29 protein-coding genes are annotated in these 16,858 nt (G+C 62.2%); all 29 read left to right on the forward strand.

The window, feature by feature from the left end; genetic code table 11:
• The first annotated feature begins 5 nt into the window (after nucleotides 1–5).
• Nucleotides 6–1,196 (forward strand): elongation factor Tu, encoded by a 1,191-nt coding sequence (gene tuf / locus HBF25_RS18680; RefSeq protein WP_166951192.1) that lies wholly within the window; start codon nucleotides 6–8, stop codon nucleotides 1,194–1,196.
• A gap of 611 nt (nucleotides 1,197–1,807) precedes the next feature.
• Nucleotides 1,808–2,119: a 30S ribosomal protein S10 gene (gene rpsJ / locus HBF25_RS18685; RefSeq protein ID WP_014402136.1), complete on the forward strand. Its 312-nt coding sequence runs from the start codon at nucleotides 1,808–1,810 to the stop codon at nucleotides 2,117–2,119.
• A gap of 20 nt (nucleotides 2,120–2,139) precedes the next feature.
• Nucleotides 2,140–2,781: a 50S ribosomal protein L3 gene (rplC, locus tag HBF25_RS18690; RefSeq protein WP_166951193.1), complete on the forward strand. Its 642-nt coding sequence runs from the start codon at nucleotides 2,140–2,142 to the stop codon at nucleotides 2,779–2,781.
• Nucleotides 2,782–2,792: 11 nt separating this feature from the next.
• Entirely contained in the window at nucleotides 2,793–3,395 is a 603-nt protein-coding gene (gene rplD / locus HBF25_RS18695; RefSeq protein WP_166951196.1) for a 50S ribosomal protein L4, read from the forward strand.
• Nucleotides 3,392–3,685, forward strand: coding sequence for a 50S ribosomal protein L23 (gene rplW, locus HBF25_RS18700; protein WP_166951198.1), 294 nt, complete (start codon nucleotides 3,392–3,394; stop codon nucleotides 3,683–3,685). Before rplD ends, rplW begins: the two co-directional genes overlap by 4 nt.
• Nucleotides 3,686–3,703: 18 nt before the next feature.
• Nucleotides 3,704–4,525: a 50S ribosomal protein L2 gene (gene rplB, locus HBF25_RS18705; RefSeq protein ID WP_166951201.1), complete on the forward strand. Its 822-nt coding sequence runs from the start codon at nucleotides 3,704–3,706 to the stop codon at nucleotides 4,523–4,525.
• Nucleotides 4,526–4,537: 12 nt separating this feature from the next.
• Nucleotides 4,538–4,810, forward strand: coding sequence for a 30S ribosomal protein S19 (rpsS, locus tag HBF25_RS18710; protein WP_029213892.1), 273 nt, complete (start codon nucleotides 4,538–4,540; stop codon nucleotides 4,808–4,810).
• Entirely contained in the window at nucleotides 4,810–5,145 is a 336-nt protein-coding gene (gene rplV / locus HBF25_RS18715) for a 50S ribosomal protein L22 (protein ID WP_166951203.1), read from the forward strand. Before rpsS ends, rplV begins: the two co-directional genes overlap by 1 nt.
• 15 nt (nucleotides 5,146–5,160) lie before the next feature.
• Nucleotides 5,161–5,898 (forward strand): 30S ribosomal protein S3, encoded by a 738-nt coding sequence (gene rpsC / locus HBF25_RS18720; protein WP_166951206.1) that lies wholly within the window; start codon nucleotides 5,161–5,163, stop codon nucleotides 5,896–5,898.
• An 11-nt stretch (nucleotides 5,899–5,909) separates the two neighbouring features.
• On the forward strand, nucleotides 5,910–6,323 hold the full coding sequence (gene rplP / locus HBF25_RS18725) for a 50S ribosomal protein L16 (protein WP_166951209.1): 414 nt from the start codon (nucleotides 5,910–5,912) through the stop codon (nucleotides 6,321–6,323).
• Nucleotides 6,323–6,508: a 50S ribosomal protein L29 gene (gene rpmC / locus HBF25_RS18730; protein ID WP_166951211.1), complete on the forward strand. Its 186-nt coding sequence runs from the start codon at nucleotides 6,323–6,325 to the stop codon at nucleotides 6,506–6,508. The genes rplP and rpmC overlap by 1 nt, the downstream gene beginning before the upstream one ends.
• Before the next feature lie 12 nt (nucleotides 6,509–6,520).
• Nucleotides 6,521–6,781, forward strand: coding sequence for a 30S ribosomal protein S17 (rpsQ, locus tag HBF25_RS18735; protein WP_166951212.1), 261 nt, complete (start codon nucleotides 6,521–6,523; stop codon nucleotides 6,779–6,781).
• Between the two features lie 12 nt (nucleotides 6,782–6,793).
• The gene (gene rplN / locus HBF25_RS18740) at nucleotides 6,794–7,162 is read left to right on the forward strand and encodes a 50S ribosomal protein L14 (protein WP_166951215.1); all 369 of its coding nucleotides are present in this window, start codon (nucleotides 6,794–6,796) and stop codon (nucleotides 7,160–7,162) included.
• A 14-nt stretch (nucleotides 7,163–7,176) separates the two neighbouring features.
• Entirely contained in the window at nucleotides 7,177–7,488 is a 312-nt protein-coding gene (gene rplX, locus HBF25_RS18745; protein WP_166951217.1) for a 50S ribosomal protein L24, read from the forward strand.
• Nucleotides 7,489–7,500: 12 nt separating this feature from the next.
• Nucleotides 7,501–8,040 carry a 50S ribosomal protein L5 gene (gene rplE / locus HBF25_RS18750; RefSeq protein ID WP_166951219.1) on the forward strand — a complete coding sequence of 180 codons (540 nt, stop codon included), beginning with the start codon at nucleotides 7,501–7,503 and terminating at the stop codon, nucleotides 8,038–8,040.
• A gap of 16 nt (nucleotides 8,041–8,056) precedes the next feature.
• Entirely contained in the window at nucleotides 8,057–8,362 is a 306-nt protein-coding gene (gene rpsN, locus HBF25_RS18755; RefSeq protein WP_166951221.1) for a 30S ribosomal protein S14, read from the forward strand.
• Nucleotides 8,363–8,538: 176 nt separating this feature from the next.
• The gene (rpsH, locus tag HBF25_RS18760; RefSeq protein ID WP_166951223.1) at nucleotides 8,539–8,934 is read left to right on the forward strand and encodes a 30S ribosomal protein S8; all 396 of its coding nucleotides are present in this window, start codon (nucleotides 8,539–8,541) and stop codon (nucleotides 8,932–8,934) included.
• An 11-nt stretch (nucleotides 8,935–8,945) separates the two neighbouring features.
• Entirely contained in the window at nucleotides 8,946–9,473 is a 528-nt protein-coding gene (rplF, locus tag HBF25_RS18765; RefSeq protein WP_166951225.1) for a 50S ribosomal protein L6, read from the forward strand.
• Nucleotides 9,474–9,503: 30 nt separating this feature from the next.
• Nucleotides 9,504–9,854 carry a 50S ribosomal protein L18 gene (gene rplR / locus HBF25_RS18770; RefSeq protein ID WP_029213880.1) on the forward strand — a complete coding sequence of 117 codons (351 nt, stop codon included), beginning with the start codon at nucleotides 9,504–9,506 and terminating at the stop codon, nucleotides 9,852–9,854.
• A 121-nt stretch (nucleotides 9,855–9,975) separates the two neighbouring features.
• On the forward strand, nucleotides 9,976–10,485 hold the full coding sequence (gene rpsE, locus HBF25_RS18775) for a 30S ribosomal protein S5 (protein ID WP_166951228.1): 510 nt from the start codon (nucleotides 9,976–9,978) through the stop codon (nucleotides 10,483–10,485).
• Nucleotides 10,478–10,675, forward strand: coding sequence for a 50S ribosomal protein L30 (rpmD, locus tag HBF25_RS18780; protein ID WP_166951230.1), 198 nt, complete (start codon nucleotides 10,478–10,480; stop codon nucleotides 10,673–10,675). The genes rpsE and rpmD overlap by 8 nt, the downstream gene beginning before the upstream one ends.
• A 6-nt stretch (nucleotides 10,676–10,681) precedes the next feature.
• Complete coding sequence (rplO, locus tag HBF25_RS18785; protein ID WP_166951232.1) at nucleotides 10,682–11,113, forward strand: 50S ribosomal protein L15; 432 nt, start codon at nucleotides 10,682–10,684, stop codon at nucleotides 11,111–11,113.
• Between the two features lie 4 nt (nucleotides 11,114–11,117).
• Complete coding sequence (gene secY / locus HBF25_RS18790; RefSeq protein ID WP_166951234.1) at nucleotides 11,118–12,446, forward strand: preprotein translocase subunit SecY; 1,329 nt, start codon at nucleotides 11,118–11,120, stop codon at nucleotides 12,444–12,446.
• 125 nt (nucleotides 12,447–12,571) lie between these two features.
• Entirely contained in the window at nucleotides 12,572–12,928 is a 357-nt protein-coding gene (gene rpsM / locus HBF25_RS18795; RefSeq protein WP_144916975.1) for a 30S ribosomal protein S13, read from the forward strand.
• A gap of 12 nt (nucleotides 12,929–12,940) precedes the next feature.
• Nucleotides 12,941–13,327, forward strand: a complete 387-nt coding sequence (gene rpsK / locus HBF25_RS18800) for a 30S ribosomal protein S11 (RefSeq protein ID WP_007513384.1) — start codon at nucleotides 12,941–12,943, stop codon at nucleotides 13,325–13,327.
• Between the two features lie 11 nt (nucleotides 13,328–13,338).
• Nucleotides 13,339–13,965, forward strand: a complete 627-nt coding sequence (rpsD, locus tag HBF25_RS18805) for a 30S ribosomal protein S4 (RefSeq protein WP_166951247.1) — start codon at nucleotides 13,339–13,341, stop codon at nucleotides 13,963–13,965.
• 16 nt (nucleotides 13,966–13,981) lie between these two features.
• Nucleotides 13,982–14,980 (forward strand): DNA-directed RNA polymerase subunit alpha, encoded by a 999-nt coding sequence (locus HBF25_RS18810; protein WP_166951249.1) that lies wholly within the window; start codon nucleotides 13,982–13,984, stop codon nucleotides 14,978–14,980.
• Between the two features lie 209 nt (nucleotides 14,981–15,189).
• Nucleotides 15,190–15,576, forward strand: a complete 387-nt coding sequence (gene rplQ / locus HBF25_RS18815) for a 50S ribosomal protein L17 (protein WP_166951252.1) — start codon at nucleotides 15,190–15,192, stop codon at nucleotides 15,574–15,576.
• A gap of 781 nt (nucleotides 15,577–16,357) precedes the next feature.
• Nucleotides 16,358–16,858, forward strand: coding sequence for a disulfide bond formation protein B (locus HBF25_RS18820; RefSeq protein ID WP_166951255.1), 501 nt, complete (start codon nucleotides 16,358–16,360; stop codon nucleotides 16,856–16,858).

The raw sequence follows: 16,858 nt of genomic DNA on the forward strand, positions 1-16,858 counted from the left end.
GAGTCATGGCAAAGGGTAAGTTCGAGCGCAATAAGCCGCACGTCAACGTCGGCACCATCGGTCACGTCGACCACGGCAAGACCACGCTGACCGCCGCACTGACCAAGGTCGGCGCCGATCGTTTCGGCGGCGAGTTCAAGGGTTACGACGCGATCGATGCCGCGCCGGAAGAGAAGGCTCGTGGTATCACGATCTCGACCGCCCACGTCGAGTACGAATCGGCCACCCGCCACTATGCCCACGTCGATTGCCCGGGACATGCTGACTACGTCAAGAACATGATCACCGGTGCCGCCCAGATGGACGGTGCGATCCTCGTGTGCTCGGCCGCTGACGGCCCGATGCCGCAGACCCGTGAGCACATCCTGCTCTCGCGTCAGGTCGGCGTGCCGTACATCGTCGTGTTCCTGAACAAGGCCGACATGGTCGACGACGCCGAGCTCATGGAGCTCGTCGAGATGGAAGTCCGCGAACTGCTGTCGAAGTACGAGTTCCCGGGCGACGACACCCCGATCATCAAGGGTTCGGCCCGTCTTGCTCTCGAAGGCGACCAGTCGGAAATCGGCGTGCCGGCGATCATCAACCTGGTTGATGCGCTCGACACCTGGATCCCGACGCCGGAACGCGACATCGACAAGACCTTCCTGATGCCCGTCGAAGACGTGTTCTCGATCTCGGGTCGCGGCACGGTCGTGACCGGTCGTATCGAGCGCGGCATCATCAAGGTGGGTGACGAAATCGAAGTCGTCGGCCTGCGCGACACCCAGAAGTCCACCGTGACGGGCGTCGAAATGTTCCGCAAGCTTCTCGACCAGGGCCAGGCAGGCGACAACGCCGGTCTGCTGCTCCGTGGCCTGAAGCGTGACGACGTCGAGCGTGGCCAGGTGCTGTCGAAGCCGGGTACGATCAAGCCGCACACCCAGTTCGAAGCCGAAGTGTACGTGCTGTCGAAGGATGAGGGTGGTCGTCATACCCCGTTCTTCAACAACTACCGTCCGCAGTTCTACTTCCGCACCACCGACGTCACCGGCGCCTGCAAGCTGCCGGAAGGCACCGAGATGGTGATGCCGGGCGACAACGTGAAGATGGAAGTCACGCTGCTCAAGCCGATCGCCATGGACGAAGGCCTGCGCTTCGCCATCCGCGAAGGCGGCCGCACCGTCGGCGCCGGCGTGGTTGCCAAGATCACGGCGTAATACCGGTTACCTGCAAGGGTGTCCTGAAAAGCGGGGGCGAAAGCCCCCGCTTTTTTTATGTCCTGAAGAATGCCATGGATGGTTCGGTATCCCTGTAGGAGCGCGCCTTGCGCGCGACCGCTTGTGGCGAAAGAGGGTGGGGTGACCATGATCGTTTTCTGCCTTCCCGGTCGCGCGCAAGGCGCGCTCCTACAGGGGCAGATGGCATCCTGTAGGGCCCCTGAAATCACCTGGTCAAAAAGCTTCCAATTTCCAAACCGATAGGGTATAGTCGTCGGGCTATATCTCCCGGATGCCTCTTGCAGGCCTTCGGATACCGCGAAATGAGGTGCATGGAAGGCGCTTCGAGTTCGCAGGCAAGGAAGCCGGGTAGGGTGCCGGCCAAGGTCATCGGATGCGAGTCCGGTTGACCTGATCTTTTGTGCATTCTATACTTTTTAGTCCGGGCGGGCCGTTTTGTGGTCTGTCTGGCTTTTTCGGGTCGTTTTGGACAGTCCTTGGCTGCTCCTGGCGGCCCGTTGCAGTACCCGTAGTAGCAATAGGGTTGTGCGGGGTGGCGAGAAGCCACTTCGAATCACAAGAACGTTCTTTCGATAACAGGACACGGTTTTATGGCGAACCAAAAGATTCGCATCCGGCTCAAGGCGTTCGATCATCGTCTGATCGACCGTTCGGCCAGCGAAATCGTCGAGACGGCCAAGCGCACTGGCGCTACGGTCCTCGGCCCGATCCCGCTGCCGACCAAGATCGAGCGCTACACCATTCTGGTGTCGCCGCACGTCGACAAAGATGCCCGCGACCAGTACGAGACTCGTACCCACAAGCGCGTTCTGGACATCGTCGACCCCAACGACAAAACCGTGGACGCGCTCATGAAGCTCGATCTTGCGGCTGGCGTTGACGTCCAGATCAAGCTCGGCTGAGCGGATATAAGGATACGAAGATGAGTATCGGACTGGTTGGCCGCAAGTGCGGCATGAGCCGGCTCTTCACCGAAGACGGCCGTTCGATTCCGGTGACGCTGATTGAAGCGACCCCGAATCGTGTGACCCAGGTGAAGACCGAAGAAGTTGACGGCTACACTGCCGTCCAGGTCACCGCTGGCACCAAGCGCGCCTCGCTGCTGACGAACCCCGCCAAAGGCCATTACGCCAAGGCGAAGGTCGAGCCGGGTCGTGGTCTGTGGGAGTTCCGCATCAATGCGGACGAAGCCGGCAAGTATGAAGTTGGCTCCGAGCTGACCGCAGAAGGCGTGTTCACCGTCGGTCAGACGGTCGACGTGGCCGGCGTGTCGAAGGGCAAGGGCTTCCAGGGCACCATCAAGCGTCACAACTTCAAGATGGGTGACGCCACGCACGGTAACTCGCTGTCGCATCGCGCCCCGGGCTCGATCGGCCAGCGCCAGACGCCGGGCCGCGTGTTCCCTGGTAAGAAGATGTCGGGCCACATGGGTGCGGTCAATCGCACCGTGCAGGGCCTGGAAGTGGTCAAGGTCGATGCCGAGCGTCACCTCATCGCAGTCAAGGGCGCAGTCCCGGGCGCGACCGGTGGCGACGTCGTGATCCGTCCGACGACCAAAGGTTGAGGAGACACGCCATGGAACTTAACGTTATTGGCGCCCAGTCGCTCACTGTCTCGGACGAAGTGTTCGGCGGCGAGTACAAGAAGGCCCTCGTGCACCAGGTCGTCACTGCCTACCAGGCAGGCGGTCGTGCCGGCACCAAAGCGCAGCTCTCGCGCGGTGAGATGTCGGGCACCACGAAGAAGTTCAAAAAGCAGAAGGGTGGCGGTGCTCGTCACGGTGACTATCGCGCTCCGATCTTCGTCGGCGGTGGTGTCACGTTCGCTGCCAAGCCGCGCAGCTTCGAGCAGAAGGTCAACCGCAAGGCTTACCGCGTCGCCATCCGCTCGATCATCGCCGAGCTGGCCCGTCAGGGTCGCCTGAAGGTGGTGACGGAGCTGTCGATCGAGAAGCCCAGCACCAAGGGCATGATCGCCAAGCTCGCCGAGCTCGAAGTCAAGGGTCGCGTGCTGCTGGTGTCGGAAGACTCCACCGAAGCGCTGTACCTGTCCGCCCGCAACATTCCGTACATCCACGTCGTCGACGTGCTGGCCCTGAATCCGGTCAGCCTGGTCGGTAGCGACTTCGTCGTCATGACGGTGGACGCGGTCAAGAAGGTCGAGGAGTGGCTCGCATGAGCACCGAACGCACGCTCAACACGCTTCGCGCGCCGCACATCTCCGAGAAGTCGGCCCGTCTTGCGGAAAACAACCAGTACGTGTTCGTCGTGGCGCCCGAAGCGACCAAGGCCGACGTGCGCGCTGCGGTGGAACACCTCTTCGACGTCAAGGTCGTGGACGTGAACCTCGTGAACACGAAGGGCAAGGTCAAGTCGTTCCGCTTCCGCCAGGGCAATCGCCAGGGCAAGCGTAAGGCTTACGTGCGCCTCGCCGACGGCCACACGATCGACGTGTCGGCCAAGGCCTGAGCCAGGAGTTGAATTGAGATGGCACTGATCACTCACAAGCCGACCTCCCCGGGCCGCCGCGACGCAGTCAGCGTTCGGACCGAGGGTCTGCACAAGGGCGCGCCTTACGCACCCCTGACCGAATCGCAGTCGAAGACGGGTGGCCGCAACCACTACGGTCGCATCACCACGCGTCATCGCGGCGGCGGTCACAAGCAGGCATACCGCATCATCGATTTCAAGCGTGACAAGGAAGGCATCGCCGCCGTTGTCGAACGTCTGGAATACGACCCGAACCGCACCGCGCACATCGCGCTGCTGTGCTACGCCGATGGCGAGCGCCGCTACATCATCGCCCCGAAGGGCGTTGCCGTTGGCGACCGTCTGGTGTCGGGTTCCGACTCCCCGATCAAGGCCGGCAACTGCCTGCCGCTTCGTTCGATCCCGGTGGGTTCCACGATCCACTGCATCGAAATGAAGCCGGGCAAGGGCGCGCAGATCGCTCGCTCCGCCGGTGCTTCCGTGCAGCTCGTTGCTCGCGAACAGGGTTACGCCACGCTGCGTCTTCGCTCCGGCGAAATGCGTCGCGTGCCGGTTGAATGCCGCGCCACCATCGGTGAAGTCGGCAACTCGGAGCACTCCCTGCGCAAGCTCGGCAAGGCCGGTGCGAAGCGTTGGAAGGGCATCCGTCCGACTGTCCGTGGTGTTGTCATGAACCCGGTCGACCATCCGCACGGCGGTGGTGAAGGCAAGACCTCCGGCGGCCGTCATCCGGTCAGCCCGTGGGGTACGCCGACCAAGGGTTACAAGACGCGCAGCAACAAGCGCACCCAGCAGTTCATCGTGCGTCGTCGCAAGTAATAGGAAACGATTATGCCGCGCTCTCTAAAGAAAGGTCCGTTCGTTGACCTGCACCTCGTAAAGAAGGTGGAAGCCGCCGTTTCCGCCAACAACAAGCGTCCGATCAAGACCTGGTCGCGTCGCTCGATGATCCTGCCGGAGATGGTCGGTCTGACCATCGCCATCCACAACGGCCGCCAGCACGTGCCGGTGCTTATCAACGAGAACATGGTCGGGCACAAGCTCGGCGAGTTCGCGGTGACCCGCACCTACAAGGGCCACGCCGGCGATAAGAAGGGCAAGTGATGAGCACTGAAGCCAAAGCGATCCTGCGCAGCGCCCGCATCTCGGCGCAGAAGGCACGCCTGGTGGCCGACCTGGTCCGGGGTCTCCCCGTGGGTCGGGCGAGCGACGTGCTTGCCTACACCAACAAGAAGGCCGCCCACCTTGTTCGCAAGGTGCTGCTGTCCGCCGTCGCCAACGCCGAAAACAACCTCGGCGCCGACGTCGACGACCTGAAGGTCTCGCGCATCTTTGTCGACGAAGGTCCGGCGATGAAGCGCATGTACGCCCGCGCCAAAGGCCGCGGTTCGCGCATCCTGAAGCGCACCAGCCACATCACTGTGGTTGTGGGCAACTGACTGGGGTAAGAAACCATGGGTCATAAAGTTCATCCCACCGGTATCCGCCTCGGCATTGCCAAGGACTGGAACTCGAAGTGGTACGCCAACAAGGGTGAGTACGCCCAGTACCTCGCTGCCGACCTCAAGGTCCGCGAGATGCTGCGCAAGAAGCTCGCCGCCGCCGGTATCTCGAAGATCCAGATCGAGCGCCCGGCCAAGACCGCCCGCGTGACGATCCACACCGCCCGTCCGGGCGTGGTGATCGGCAAGAAGGGCGAGGACATCGAGAAGCTTCGCAAGGAAGTCACCGACCTGATGGGCGTCCCGACGCACATCAACGTCAGCGAAGTCCGCAAGCCGGAACTCGACGCCCAGCTCGTTGCCGAGTCGATCGCGCAGCAGCTCGAGCGCCGCATCATGTTCCGTCGCGCGATGAAGCGCTCGGTTGGCAATGCCATGCGCCTCGGCGCCCTGGGCATCAAGATCAACGTCTCCGGCCGTCTGAACGGCGCCGAGATCGCGCGCTCCGAGTGGGCTCGTGAAGGTCGCGTGCCGCTCCACACCCTCCGCGCTGACATCGACTACGGCACCGCCGAAGCGAAGACGCAGTACGGCATCATCGGTGTGAAGGTGTGGGTCTACAAGGGCGAGATCTTCGACCTCGCGGCCGCCACGGCCGAGGCGTCGAAGGAAGATCAGCAGCCGCAGCAGTCGTCGCGTCGCGACGGTGGTGAAAACCGCCGTGAGCGTGGCGAGCGCTCTGCCAAGTAAGGAGCGTTGTCATGTTGCAACCGAAGCGTACCAAGTACCGCAAGATGTTTAAGGGTCGCAATGACGGCCTGGCGTTCACCTCGAACCTCGTGAGCTTTGGCGAGTACGGCCTCAAGGCGACGACGCACGGTCAGCTGACCGCGCGTCAGATCGAAGCGGCCCGTCGTTGCATCACGCGCTTCGTCAAGCGTGGCGGCAAGCTGTGGATCCGCGTGTTCCCGGACAAGCCGATCACCCGTAAGCCCATCGAAGTCCGAATGGGTGCAGGTAAGGGTGGCGTCGAGTTCTGGGTCGCCGAGATCCAGCCGGGTCGCATGCTTTATGAAATCGAAGGTGTCGACGAGGCAACCGCACGCGAGGCCATGCGCCTTGCCGCTGCCAAGCTCTCGGTCCAGACCCAGTTCGTGTCCAGGGCGGTGATGTAATGGCCATCAAAGAAATCAAAGAGAAGTCGGCGGAAGAGCTGAAGCAGCATCTGCTGGACCTTCGCAAGGAGCAGTTCAATCTGCGCATGCAGAAGGGCTCCGGTCAGCTCACTCAGCCGCACCAGCTGCGCCGCGTTCGGCGCGACATCGCCCGCACGAAGTTCGTGCTCGGCGATAAGAAGTAAGGGACGGCTGATATGAGCGATAACCAGAAAACGGCGCGTACCCTCGAAGGTCGCGTCATCAGCAACAAGATGGCCAATACGGTCACGGTTCTGATCGAGCGTCAGGTGCAGCACCCGCTGCTCGGCAAGATCATCCGCCGCTCCACGAAGCTCCACGCACATGACGAGACCGGTGCGAACGAGGGCGACGTGGTACGCATCGCGGAGTGCCGTCCGCTGTCGAAGACCAAGCATCACCGCGTGGTCGCCATCGTCACGCGCGCTGAAGGCTAAGGGAGAGCTGCGATGATTCAGATGCAAAGCACGCTTTCCGCGGCGGACAACAGCGGTGCGAAGGAACTGATGTGCATCAAGGTGCTGGGCGGCTCCAAGCGTCGCTATGCCGGCATCGGTGATGTGATCAAGGTGACCGTCAAGGACGCCATTCCCCGCGGCAAGGTTAAGAAGGGCGAGGTGTACAACGCCGTTGTGGTCCGCACCGCCAAGGGTGTGCGTCGCAACGACGGCTCGCTGATCCGTTTCGACGGTAACGCTGCCGTACTCCTCAACAACAAGCTCGAGCCGATCGGTACCCGTATCTTCGGGCCGGTGACCCGCGAGCTGCGCAGCGAGAAGTTCATGAAGATCGTCTCGCTCGCGCCCGAAGTGCTCTGAGCGGAGACCAGAACATGAACCGTATCCGCAAGGGTGACCACGTCGTCGTGATCACCGGCAAGAACAAGGGCCAGCGTGGCGATGTCCTGCGCGTCGACGGCGACCGCGTGGTCGTTGCCAACGTCAACATCGTCAAGCGTCACACGAAGCCGAACCCCCAGGCCAACCAGCCTGGCGGTATCGTCGAGCGTGAAGCCTCGATCCATATCTCCAATGTCCAGCTCTTCAACTCCGCCTCGAACAAGGGCGAGCGCGTTGGCACCAAGACGCTCGAGGACGGGCGCAAGGTGCGCGTGTTCGCTTCGGGCGAAGTGGTCGACGCGTAAGGAACCGAAGTCATGACCCGTCTTGAAACGTTTTACAAAGAGTCGGTAATGCAGAAGCTCACTGAGCGCTTCGGTTACCAGAACGTCATGCAGGTCCCGCGCATCACGAAGATCACGCTCAACATGGGCGTCGGCGAAGCCGCCGGTAACAAGAAGATCCTCGAAAATGCCGTGGCCGACATGACCAAGATCGCCGGCCAGAAGCCGATCACGACCAAGGCCCGCGTTTCGGTGGCCTCGTTCAAGATCCGCGACGGTTGGCCGATCGGTTGCAAGGTCACGCTGCGTCGTGCCCAGATGTGGGAATTCCTGGACCGCCTGATCAACATCTCGCTGCCGCGTACGCGCGACTTCCGTGGTGTCTCGGGCCGTGCCTTCGATGGCCGCGGTAACTACAACTTCGGCATCAAGGAACAGATCATCTTCCCGGAAATCGACTTCGACCAGGTTGACGCCCTGCGTGGTATGGATATCTCCATCACCACCACGGCCAAGACCGACGAAGAAGCCAAGGCGCTGCTGGAAGCCTTCAGCTTCCCGTTCCGCAACTGATCGCCAGAGAGAACACATGGCAAAGACCTCGATGATCGAGCGCGACCTCAAGCGCGCCAAGCTCGCCAAGAAGTACGCCGCCAAGCGCGCCGAACTGAAGGCGGTTGTCCTGAGCGCCACCGCCTCGTACGACGAGAAGATGGAAGCCCAGACCAAGCTGCAGAAGCTGCCGCGTGACGCGAGCCCCTCGCGTCAGCGCAACCGCTGCGCCCTGACCGGTCGTCCCCGTGGCGTCTACAGCAAGTTCGGCCTCGGCCGCAACAAGCTGCGCGAAGCCACCATGCGTGGTGACGTTCCGGGCCTGCGCAAGGCCAGCTGGTAAGCAATACCGGCCCCGCCTCCGGGCGGGGCAGGGCGTCACCTGGGCAAAACTTGTCCAGGCCGCCTCGGCCTGATATAGTCGTCGGTCTGCGCAATGCAGACCGACGCCTTGTCGGCTTTACAATTTAAAAGATCTCCGGTCATACGGATATCGGTGCACTCTCAAGGGTTTTTACTATGAGCATGACTGATCCCATCGCCGATCTGTTTACGCGCATCCGCAACGCCCAGGCCACTGGCAAAGCGGTTGTCCGTATTCCGTCGTCGAAAGTGAAGCTGGCCCTGGCCAAGCTTCTCCAGAACGAAGGCTACATCCTCGACGCCCGCGTCGCCGACGAAGACGGCAAGCCGGTCCTCGAGATCAAGCTGAAGTATTTCGAAGGCCGTCCGGCTATCGAATCCATTTCCCGTGTCAGCCGTTCCGGTCTCCGCGTCTACCGCGGCAAGGACGAGCTGCCGAAGGTCCTCGGTGGCCTGGGTATCTCGATCATCTCCACCTCCGCCGGTCTGCTGACCGACGCACAGGCCCGTTCCAAGGGTCTCGGTGGCGAAGTCATCGGCCAGGTGGCGTAAGGAGTCCCGACATGTCACGTGTAGCCAAGAAGCCCATCTCCCTCCCGAAGGGCGTTGAACTCACCGTCGCGAACGGCACCGTCACCGTCAAGGGCCCGAAGGGCACCCTGACCACGCACGAACTGCCGGGCGTTTCGTTCCAGCAGGAAAACGGCGTCGCCACGATCGTCCTCGCCGAAGGCGCTGACGACAAGTTCGGTGGCACCGCCCGTGCGATCGTTGCCAACATGGTCACCGGCGTCGCCAACGGCTTCGAGAAGAAGCTCGAACTGGTCGGCGTGGGTTACCGCGCGCAGCTGCAGGGCAAGGCCGTGAACCTTTCCCTCGGTTTCTCGCACCCGGTCGTCTTCGACGCGCCGGAAGGCATCATCATCGAAGTCCCCACGCAGACGGAAATCCTGATCAAGGGTGCCGACAAGCAGCTGGTGGGCCAGGTGGCAGCCAAGATCCGCGCGTTCCGTTCGCCGGAGCCCTACAAGGGCAAGGGCGTCCGTTATGCCGGCGAGACGATCATCCTGAAGGAAGCCAAGAAGGCCTAATCGGCCTATCCGCTTTCTGGAGACGAGACGATGAACAAGAACGAATCCCGCCTGCGCCGCGCCAAGTCGACCCGTGCCCACATCCGTGAGCTCGCCGTCGCCCGCCTGAGCGTGCACCGCACCGGTCAGCACATCTACGCCCAGGTCTTCGCACCGAACGGCACCGTCGTGGCAGCTGCCTCGACCGTGCAGAAGTCGGTTGCCGAAGGTCTCAAGAGCAAGAAGAACGTCGAGGCCGCCACCACGGTGGGCCGTATCGTTGCCGAGCGCGCCAAGGCCGCCGGTATCGAAGCCGTCGCCTTCGACCGCTCGGGCTTCCGTTATCACGGTCGCATCAAGGCTCTGGCCGATGCAGCTCGTGAAGCCGGCCTCAAGTTCTAAGAGGCGTCAGGCAACGACACCGGCCCCCAGGGGCCGGTGTCGCCCGATGTAACTACAACTCCAAGCGGCGACCAAGCCGTAAACAGAAGTCCCGGGTCTCCCGGGCTATCCAGGAAAAGAGATGTCCTCGACAGATCGCGAAAATTCGGACGGCCTGCTTGAAAAGCTGATCGCCGTCAACCGCGTGGCCAAGACCGTCAAGGGTGGCCGCCAGATGAGCTTCACCGCGCTGACGGTTGTCGGCGATGGCGAGGGTCGCGTCGGTTTTGGTTATGGCAAGGCCCGTGAAGTGCCGGTTGCCATCTCCAAGGCCATGGAGCGCGCCCGCCGCAACATGGTGTCCATCGAACTCAACAACGGCACGCTCTGGTACGCCATCAAGGCCAACCACGGCGCCGCCCGCGTCTACATGCAGCCTGCCTCGCAGGGTACCGGCGTCATCGCCGGCGGCGCCATGCGCGCTGTCCTGGAAGTGGTCGGCGTGAAGGACGTGCTTGCGAAGGCCGTCGGCTCGCGCAACCCGATCAACCTCGTCCGCGCGACGATCAAGGGTCTGCAGGCCGTCGCCTCGCCGAAGCGCATCGCCGCCAAGCGTGGCAAGACGATCGAAGAGGTGCTGGGCAATGGCTAAGAACACCGAAACCACCGGCACCGTCCGCGTGCGCCTCGTCAAGGGCCTGCGTGGTGTGCAGAGCCGCCACCGTCTGAGCGTGAAGGCCCTGGGCCTCGGCAAGCTCAACGACGTGCGCGAACTGAAGGATTCCCCGCAGGTCCGTGGCCTCATCAACACGGTCTACTACCTGGTCCGGGTCGAGGAGTAAGCAATCATGCGTCTTAACGACATCAAGCCCGGCAAGGGCGCCCGCAAGACCCGCACCCGCGTTGCTCGCGGTATCGGTTCCGGCCTCGGCAAGACCGCCGGTCGCGGTCACAAGGGTCAGCACGCCCGTGCTGGTAACACCCACCGCGTCGGTTTCGAAGGCGGTCAGATGCCGCTGCAGCGTCGTCTTCCCAAGGTGGGCTTCCGCTCGCTGAAGAAGGCCGACACCGAGCAGGTCATGCTCTACCAGCTGGCTTCGATCCAGGCCGACACCATCGACCTGATCGCGCTTCACGCCGCTGGTCTGGTGACCAGCCGCGCCAAGAAGGTGAAGATCGTGCTCAAGGGTGAAATCACCCGCGCGGTCAAGCTCCAGGGTGTGCTCGCGACGGCCGGTGCCAAGGCCGCCATCGAAGCCGCCGGCGGCAGCGTGGAGTAATCCAGTGGCCGGAGCGCAGGGCAAAAAGCTCGGCGGCTCGCTGGGCAAACTGACGGAACTGCGTCAGCGCATTCTTTTCCTTATTGGTGCGCTGATCGTCTTTCGCCTCGGCTCGTTCATTCCCGTTCCGGGCGTGAACCCCGATGCGATGACAAGCCTCGTCGAGGGTGGTGGTGGCCTCCTGAACATGGTCAACATGTTCTCGGGCGGTTCGCTTTCCCGCTTCTCGGTGTTCGCTCTGGGTGTGGTGCCGTACATCTCTGCATCGATCGTGGTGCAGATGATGGGTTCGGTGGTGCCGTCCCTCATGGCGCTGCGCAAGGAAGGCGAGTCGGGTCGTCGCAAGATGACCATGTACACGCGCTTCGGCACGGTGGCACTGGCAGCCTTCCAGGCTTTCGGTATCGCGGTGGCCTTGCAGAAGCAGACGGCTCTGGGCGGTGCCCCGGTGGTCTACATGCCGGGTGCCGGCTTCGTCATGGCATCGGTCGTCGGCCTCACCGCCGGCACGATGTTCCTGATGTGGCTGGGCGAGCAGATTACCGAGCGTGGTATCGGCAATGGTATTTCCATGCTGATCTTCGCCGGTATCGTGGCCGGTCTGCCGGGTGCCATCGCGCACACGCTGACCATGGCGAACAACGGTGAGCTGTCGGTGCTGAAGCTCCTGATGGTCACCGCTGCGATCCTCGCGGTCACCGCATTCGTGGTGTTCATGGAACGTGCGCAGCGACGCATCACCGTGAATTACGCGAAGCAGGGCGGGCAGCGTCAGTTCCAGCAGCGTCAGGTCTCGCATCTGCCGTTGAAGATCAACATGGCGGGTGTCATTCCGCCGATCTTTGCGACCAGCCTCCTGCTTTTCCCCGCTACCGCGGCGACCTGGTTCGGCTCTGCCAACCAGTCCCGCTGGCTGCAATGGCTGACCACGGCGCTGAGCCCGGGTGAGCCGGTCCACGACATCGTGTTTGCGGTGCTGGTGATCGGATTCGCCTTCTTCTACACGGCGATCGTGTTCAATTCTCAGGAAACGGCCGATAACCTCAAGCGTTCGGGTGCGTTGATTCCGGGCATTCGTCCGGGTCGCTCCACGGCAGACTACATCGATGGTGTCATGACCCGTCTTACGGGCGTTGGCGCGGTCTACATCGTTCTGGTCTGCCTGGTGCCCACGTTCATGCAGAACGCCTGGCACGTCCCGTTCTATTTCGGCGGCACTTCGCTGCTGATCGTGGTGGTGGTGGTGATGGATTTCATCTCCCAGGTTCAGGCCCATCTGATGAGCCACCAGTACGAGAGTCTGCTCAAGAAGTCCAATCTCCGCCGCGGCTGAGATTGGATGGAAGTCCCCAAGTAGGGGAGGCCGCGGCGCCCAGCGCCGCAGGACTTCCCGTTTAGGTTAATTCAGGTTAGAATTGCGCGTTTACCGCGCACGAAGCACATCGGAGACAGTACATCATGGCGCGCATCGCGGGTGTCAATTTGCCGGTCCAGAAGCATGTCTGGGTTGGCCTTCAGAGCATTTACGGAATCGGCCGTTCGCGGGCGAAGAAGGTTTGTGTAGACGCTGGCGTGGTTCCGACCACCCAGATCAAGTCGCTGAGCGAAGGTGAGGTCGAGAAGATCCGCGCCGAAATCGCTAAGTACACGGTCGAGGGCGACCTCCGCCGCGAAATCGGCATGGCCGTCAAGCGTCTCATGGACCTCGGTTGCTATCGTGGCCTGCGCCACCGTCGCGGCCTGCCGGTGCGCGGCCAGCGCACGCGTACCAACGCCCGTACCCGCAAGGGTCCGCGTCGTCCGATCAAGAAGTAACGGATACCGAATATGGCTAAGCCGGTTAAGACCAAAAAGAAGATCAAGCGCGTTGTCACGGATGCCGTGGCCCACGTGCAGGCTTCTTTCAACAACACCATCGTCACGATCACCGATCGCCAGGGCAACGCCCTGTCGTGGGCGACGGCGGGCGGCGCGGGTTTCCGCGGTTCCCGTAAGTCGACCCCGTTCGCTGCCCAGGTTGCCGCCGAAAAGGCTGGCCGCGCTGCCGGCGACTACGGTGTGAAGACCGTGGAAGTTCGCATCAAGGGCCCCGGCCCGGGCCGTGAATCGGCCGTGCGTTCCCTGAACGCGTTGGGCTACAAGGTGCTCAACATTATTGACGTCACGCCGATTCCGCATAACGGCTGCCGTCCCCCCAAGAAGCGTCGCGTCTAAGGAGCATAACCATGGCCCGTTATCGTGGAGCTACCTGCAAGCTGGCGCGTCGTGAGGGTGCAGACCTCGGTCTGAAGAGCCCGGCTCGCGCGCTTGACTCCAAGTGCAAGCTCGAAAACAAGCCCGGTCAGCATGGCGCCAACAAGCGCGCCCGTCTGTCCGACTACGCCGTCCAGTTGCGTGAGAAGCAGAAGGTCAAGCGCATCTATGGCGTGCTTGAGCGTCAGTTCAGCAACTACTACACCAAGGCTTCGACCCAGAAGGGCAACACGGGTGAAAACCTGCTTCGCCTCCTGGAAAGCCGTCTCGACAATGTCGTCTATCGCATGGGTTTCGCGGTCACCCGCGCCCAGGCTCGCCAGCTCGTGGCCCACAAGGCTGTGACGGTCAACGGCAAGAAGGTCAACGTTCCTTCGTACCACGTCCGTCCGGGCGACGAAGTTTCGCTGACCGAAAAGGCCCGCAGCCAGCTGCGCGTGCAGGAAGCGGCAACCATCTACGACACCATGGACCTCCGTCCGTCGTGGGTTGAAGTCGACAGCAAGAAGTTCGCAGGCACGTTCAAGGCCGTTCCGGATCGTGGCGATCTGCCGGCCGATATCAACGAAGCCCTGATCGTCGAGCTTTACTCGAAGTAATCCACCGGAGCCTTGCATGGCAGTATCGTCTACTAGTGTGCTGCGGCCTCGTGGCCTCAGCGTCGAGCAGCTTGGAGCGAACCGCGCGAAGGTGGTGGTCGAGCCGCTCGAGCGTGGCTTCGGTCACACCCTGGGCAACGCGCTGCGTCGCGTGCTGCTCTCTTCGATTCCGGGCAGCGCGATCGTCGAAGTCGAAATCGACGGCGTGCTGCACGAGTACACCACTCTGGAAGGCCTGCAGGAGGACGTGATTGAAGTCCTGCTGAACCTCAAGGACGTTGCCATCCGTCAGCACAGCGGTGACGAAGTCACCCTGACGCTGTCCAAGAAGGGCAAGGGCGTGGTCACCGCCGGCGATATCGCCGTCGACCACTCCGTGGAAATCGTCAATCCCGAGCATGTGATCTGCCATCTCACCAAGGATGTGGCTCTCAACATGCGTCTCAAGGTGCGTAAGGGCGTCGGCTACCAGCCGGCAAGCGCCCGTCAGCACCCGGACGATGAGACCCGTCCGATCGGCCGTCTGCAGCTCGACGCGTCGTTTGCTCCGGTCCTGCGCGTTGCCTATGAAGTTGACGCCGCTCGTGTCGAGCAGCGCACCAACCTCGACAAGCTCGTGCTGGACATCGAAACGAACGGCACGATCGGTGCTGAAGATGCCGTCCGCAAGGCGGCTGAAATCATCAACGATCAGCTGTCGGTGTTCGGTGACTTCTCGCGTCGTGAGAGCGATTCGACCAAGGCTGAGAAGGGCGGTTTCGATCCGCTCCTGCTCCGCCCGATCGATGATCTCGAACTGACGGTTCGTTCGGCCAACTGCCTCAAGGCAGAGAGCATCTACTACATCGGCGATCTGGTTCAGAAGACCGAAGTCGAGCTGCTCAAGACCCCGAACCTCGGCAAGAAGTCGCTGACGGAAATCAAGGATGTCCTGGGCGGACGTGGTCTCGCCCTCGGCATGAAGCTCGAAAACTGGCCGCCGCCGGGTCTTTCCCACGGTATGCAGCTGGGTTGATGTTTTACGGGGCGATCGCTTTTCGATCGCCCCGATCCTTTGTACGACCCAGCGGATGCTGCGTGCATTTCCACTGGGAGCCTGAAGCGGTCCATAGAGGCCGTGCTCTTATAACGAGGCGTTCTGACAGCCTCGAACAGCGGGTAACCGCGGGAAGTCGGCCCATCCTGGCCGGTTTTTCATAACAACAGACATAGAGAGTAATCACCATGCGTCACCAGAAATCCGGTCGCAAGCTCAACCGCACGAGCAGCCACCGCGAAGCGATGTTCAAGAACATGGCTTCGTCGCTGATCAAGCACGAGCTCATCCGCACCACCCTCCCGAAGGCCAAGGAACTCCGTCGCGTCGCCGAGCCGCTCATCACGCTCGCGAAGACCGATGGTGTCGCCAACCGTCGTCTTGCTTTTGCGCGTCTGCGCGACAAGCAGGCTGTCGGCAAGCTCTTCGTGGAGCTCGGCCCCCGCTACCGCGAGCGTCCCGGCGGCTACCTGCGCATCCTGAAGTGCGGCTTCCGTCCGGGCGACAACGCCCCGATGGCCTACGTCGAACTCGTGGATCGTCCGCAGCAGACCGACGCCGTCGACGCCGAGTAAGCGTCAGGCATCAAGCGTCATCGAAACCCCGGCCGGGTGACCTGCCGGGGTTTTTTTATGCGTTTGGAGTGTTCGCTTCGCAGGGCTCGCTGTTAGGCCTCGCGCTCGGCACTCGTGCGCGGTCGCCTCTACCGAACGTGATCGCAGGCTGTTGTAGGAGCGCGCCTGCGCGCGACCGGTTATCGCGAACATCTTCATCGTTTCGGTTCAAACGGTCGCGCGCAAGCACGCTCCTACAACGTTGCGGTGCTACCGGAGGGGTTGTATCCGACCGTGTCGGCGATGGCTATTTAGCCATGAGTATGCTTACGCGAGCACCCTTCGCGGATGCAGTCAGCTCCCTCGCCTCCATCAAGTCGCGCCAAGGGCCGCCCCCGCCGCCTCTGCTCATTTCACGGTGATCGTGTGGGAAAACCTTTGGGCTACCGCGCCCTTGTAGGAGCGCGCCTGCGCGCGACCGGTTATCGCGAATGCCTTCATCGTTTCGGTTCAAACGGTCGCGCGCGAGGCGCGCTCCTACACAATCCTGTGCTTGCGTGGATGGCCGGGATCGTTGCGGGCAGCGGCGTTTTGCCGCAGGAATTTTCGTCATACATGAGATCAATCGCCGTCTGCCATCGGTGTGGCTGGTGTAAATGGCCGTTTTGACAGGAAATCGGCTTTCCGGGTGACAGATGTCTTTGCAAATCATTGACATGGTTGCAGACGAAACTTCGGCGGCCTACTGACAACGGCATGCACAAAGCGTTAACGTGGGTATCCCGCAACGCCCCGGCGCGCCATGAATCCCAAGACCTGGTCTTTCCGTACCCGCTACCTCGCCGCGTTTGTCGTCTGTGCGGCGCTGATGGGTTTTGCTCTCTACGCCCAGTACGTGATGAATCTCGATCCGTGCCCGCTGTGCATTTTCCAGCGGATCGCGGTGTGCACCATGGGGTTGTTCTTCCTCATCGGCGGCCTGCATGCGCCGCGGAGCACGAAGACGCGGGCTGTCTACGCCACGCTGGTCACCCTGGGCGGTATCTGGGGCATCGTCACGGCCGGTCGCCACCTGTGGTTGCAGAGCCTCCCGGCTGACCAGGTGCCGGCGTGCGGCCCTGGCCTGGGGTATCTGTTCGACGCTTTTCCCTTCATGAAGATGCTCAAGCTCGCGTTCACCGGTTCGGGTGAGTGCGCCAAGATTGAGCCGATCCTGGGTATCCCGATGCCGGGCTGGACATTGCTCTGGTTCGTCGTCCTCGTCATCTGGGCCCTCGTGGCCGTCCGTCGTTCCGTTCGTTGA

Origin of the sequence: Luteibacter anthropi, assembly GCF_011759365.1 — a bacterium.
In the GTDB taxonomy this organism is placed as follows: Bacteria; Pseudomonadota; Gammaproteobacteria; order Xanthomonadales; family Rhodanobacteraceae; genus Luteibacter; species Luteibacter anthropi.

Bases quoted from the DNA above. Each gene is read 5' to 3' on its own strand.
- tuf (WP_166951192.1), top strand. From the start codon at position 6: ATGGCAAAGGGTAAGTTCGAGCGCAATAAGCCGCACGTCAACGTCGGC.
- rpsJ (WP_014402136.1), top strand. From the start codon at position 1,808: ATGGCGAACCAAAAGATTCGCATCCGGCTCAAGGCGTTCGATCATCGT.
- rplC (WP_166951193.1), top strand. From the start codon at position 2,140: ATGAGTATCGGACTGGTTGGCCGCAAGTGCGGCATGAGCCGGCTCTTC.
- rplD (WP_166951196.1), top strand. From the start codon at position 2,793: ATGGAACTTAACGTTATTGGCGCCCAGTCGCTCACTGTCTCGGACGAA.
- rplW (WP_166951198.1), top strand. From the start codon at position 3,392: ATGAGCACCGAACGCACGCTCAACACGCTTCGCGCGCCGCACATCTCC.
- rplB (WP_166951201.1), top strand. From the start codon at position 3,704: ATGGCACTGATCACTCACAAGCCGACCTCCCCGGGCCGCCGCGACGCA.
- rpsS (WP_029213892.1), top strand. From the start codon at position 4,538: ATGCCGCGCTCTCTAAAGAAAGGTCCGTTCGTTGACCTGCACCTCGTA.
- rplV (WP_166951203.1), top strand. From the start codon at position 4,810: ATGAGCACTGAAGCCAAAGCGATCCTGCGCAGCGCCCGCATCTCGGCG.
- rpsC (WP_166951206.1), top strand. From the start codon at position 5,161: ATGGGTCATAAAGTTCATCCCACCGGTATCCGCCTCGGCATTGCCAAG.
- rplP (WP_166951209.1), top strand. From the start codon at position 5,910: ATGTTGCAACCGAAGCGTACCAAGTACCGCAAGATGTTTAAGGGTCGC.
- rpmC (WP_166951211.1), top strand. From the start codon at position 6,323: ATGGCCATCAAAGAAATCAAAGAGAAGTCGGCGGAAGAGCTGAAGCAG.
- rpsQ (WP_166951212.1), top strand. From the start codon at position 6,521: ATGAGCGATAACCAGAAAACGGCGCGTACCCTCGAAGGTCGCGTCATC.
- rplN (WP_166951215.1), top strand. From the start codon at position 6,794: ATGATTCAGATGCAAAGCACGCTTTCCGCGGCGGACAACAGCGGTGCG.
- rplX (WP_166951217.1), top strand. From the start codon at position 7,177: ATGAACCGTATCCGCAAGGGTGACCACGTCGTCGTGATCACCGGCAAG.
- rplE (WP_166951219.1), top strand. From the start codon at position 7,501: ATGACCCGTCTTGAAACGTTTTACAAAGAGTCGGTAATGCAGAAGCTC.
- rpsN (WP_166951221.1), top strand. From the start codon at position 8,057: ATGGCAAAGACCTCGATGATCGAGCGCGACCTCAAGCGCGCCAAGCTC.
- rpsH (WP_166951223.1), top strand. From the start codon at position 8,539: ATGAGCATGACTGATCCCATCGCCGATCTGTTTACGCGCATCCGCAAC.
- rplF (WP_166951225.1), top strand. From the start codon at position 8,946: ATGTCACGTGTAGCCAAGAAGCCCATCTCCCTCCCGAAGGGCGTTGAA.
- rplR (WP_029213880.1), top strand. From the start codon at position 9,504: ATGAACAAGAACGAATCCCGCCTGCGCCGCGCCAAGTCGACCCGTGCC.
- rpsE (WP_166951228.1), top strand. From the start codon at position 9,976: ATGTCCTCGACAGATCGCGAAAATTCGGACGGCCTGCTTGAAAAGCTG.
- rpmD (WP_166951230.1), top strand. From the start codon at position 10,478: ATGGCTAAGAACACCGAAACCACCGGCACCGTCCGCGTGCGCCTCGTC.
- rplO (WP_166951232.1), top strand. From the start codon at position 10,682: ATGCGTCTTAACGACATCAAGCCCGGCAAGGGCGCCCGCAAGACCCGC.
- rpsM (WP_144916975.1), top strand. From the start codon at position 12,572: ATGGCGCGCATCGCGGGTGTCAATTTGCCGGTCCAGAAGCATGTCTGG.
- rpsK (WP_007513384.1), top strand. From the start codon at position 12,941: ATGGCTAAGCCGGTTAAGACCAAAAAGAAGATCAAGCGCGTTGTCACG.
- rpsD (WP_166951247.1), top strand. From the start codon at position 13,339: ATGGCCCGTTATCGTGGAGCTACCTGCAAGCTGGCGCGTCGTGAGGGT.
- HBF25_RS18810 (WP_166951249.1), top strand. From the start codon at position 13,982: ATGGCAGTATCGTCTACTAGTGTGCTGCGGCCTCGTGGCCTCAGCGTC.
- rplQ (WP_166951252.1), top strand. From the start codon at position 15,190: ATGCGTCACCAGAAATCCGGTCGCAAGCTCAACCGCACGAGCAGCCAC.
- HBF25_RS18820 (WP_166951255.1), top strand. From the start codon at position 16,358: ATGAATCCCAAGACCTGGTCTTTCCGTACCCGCTACCTCGCCGCGTTT.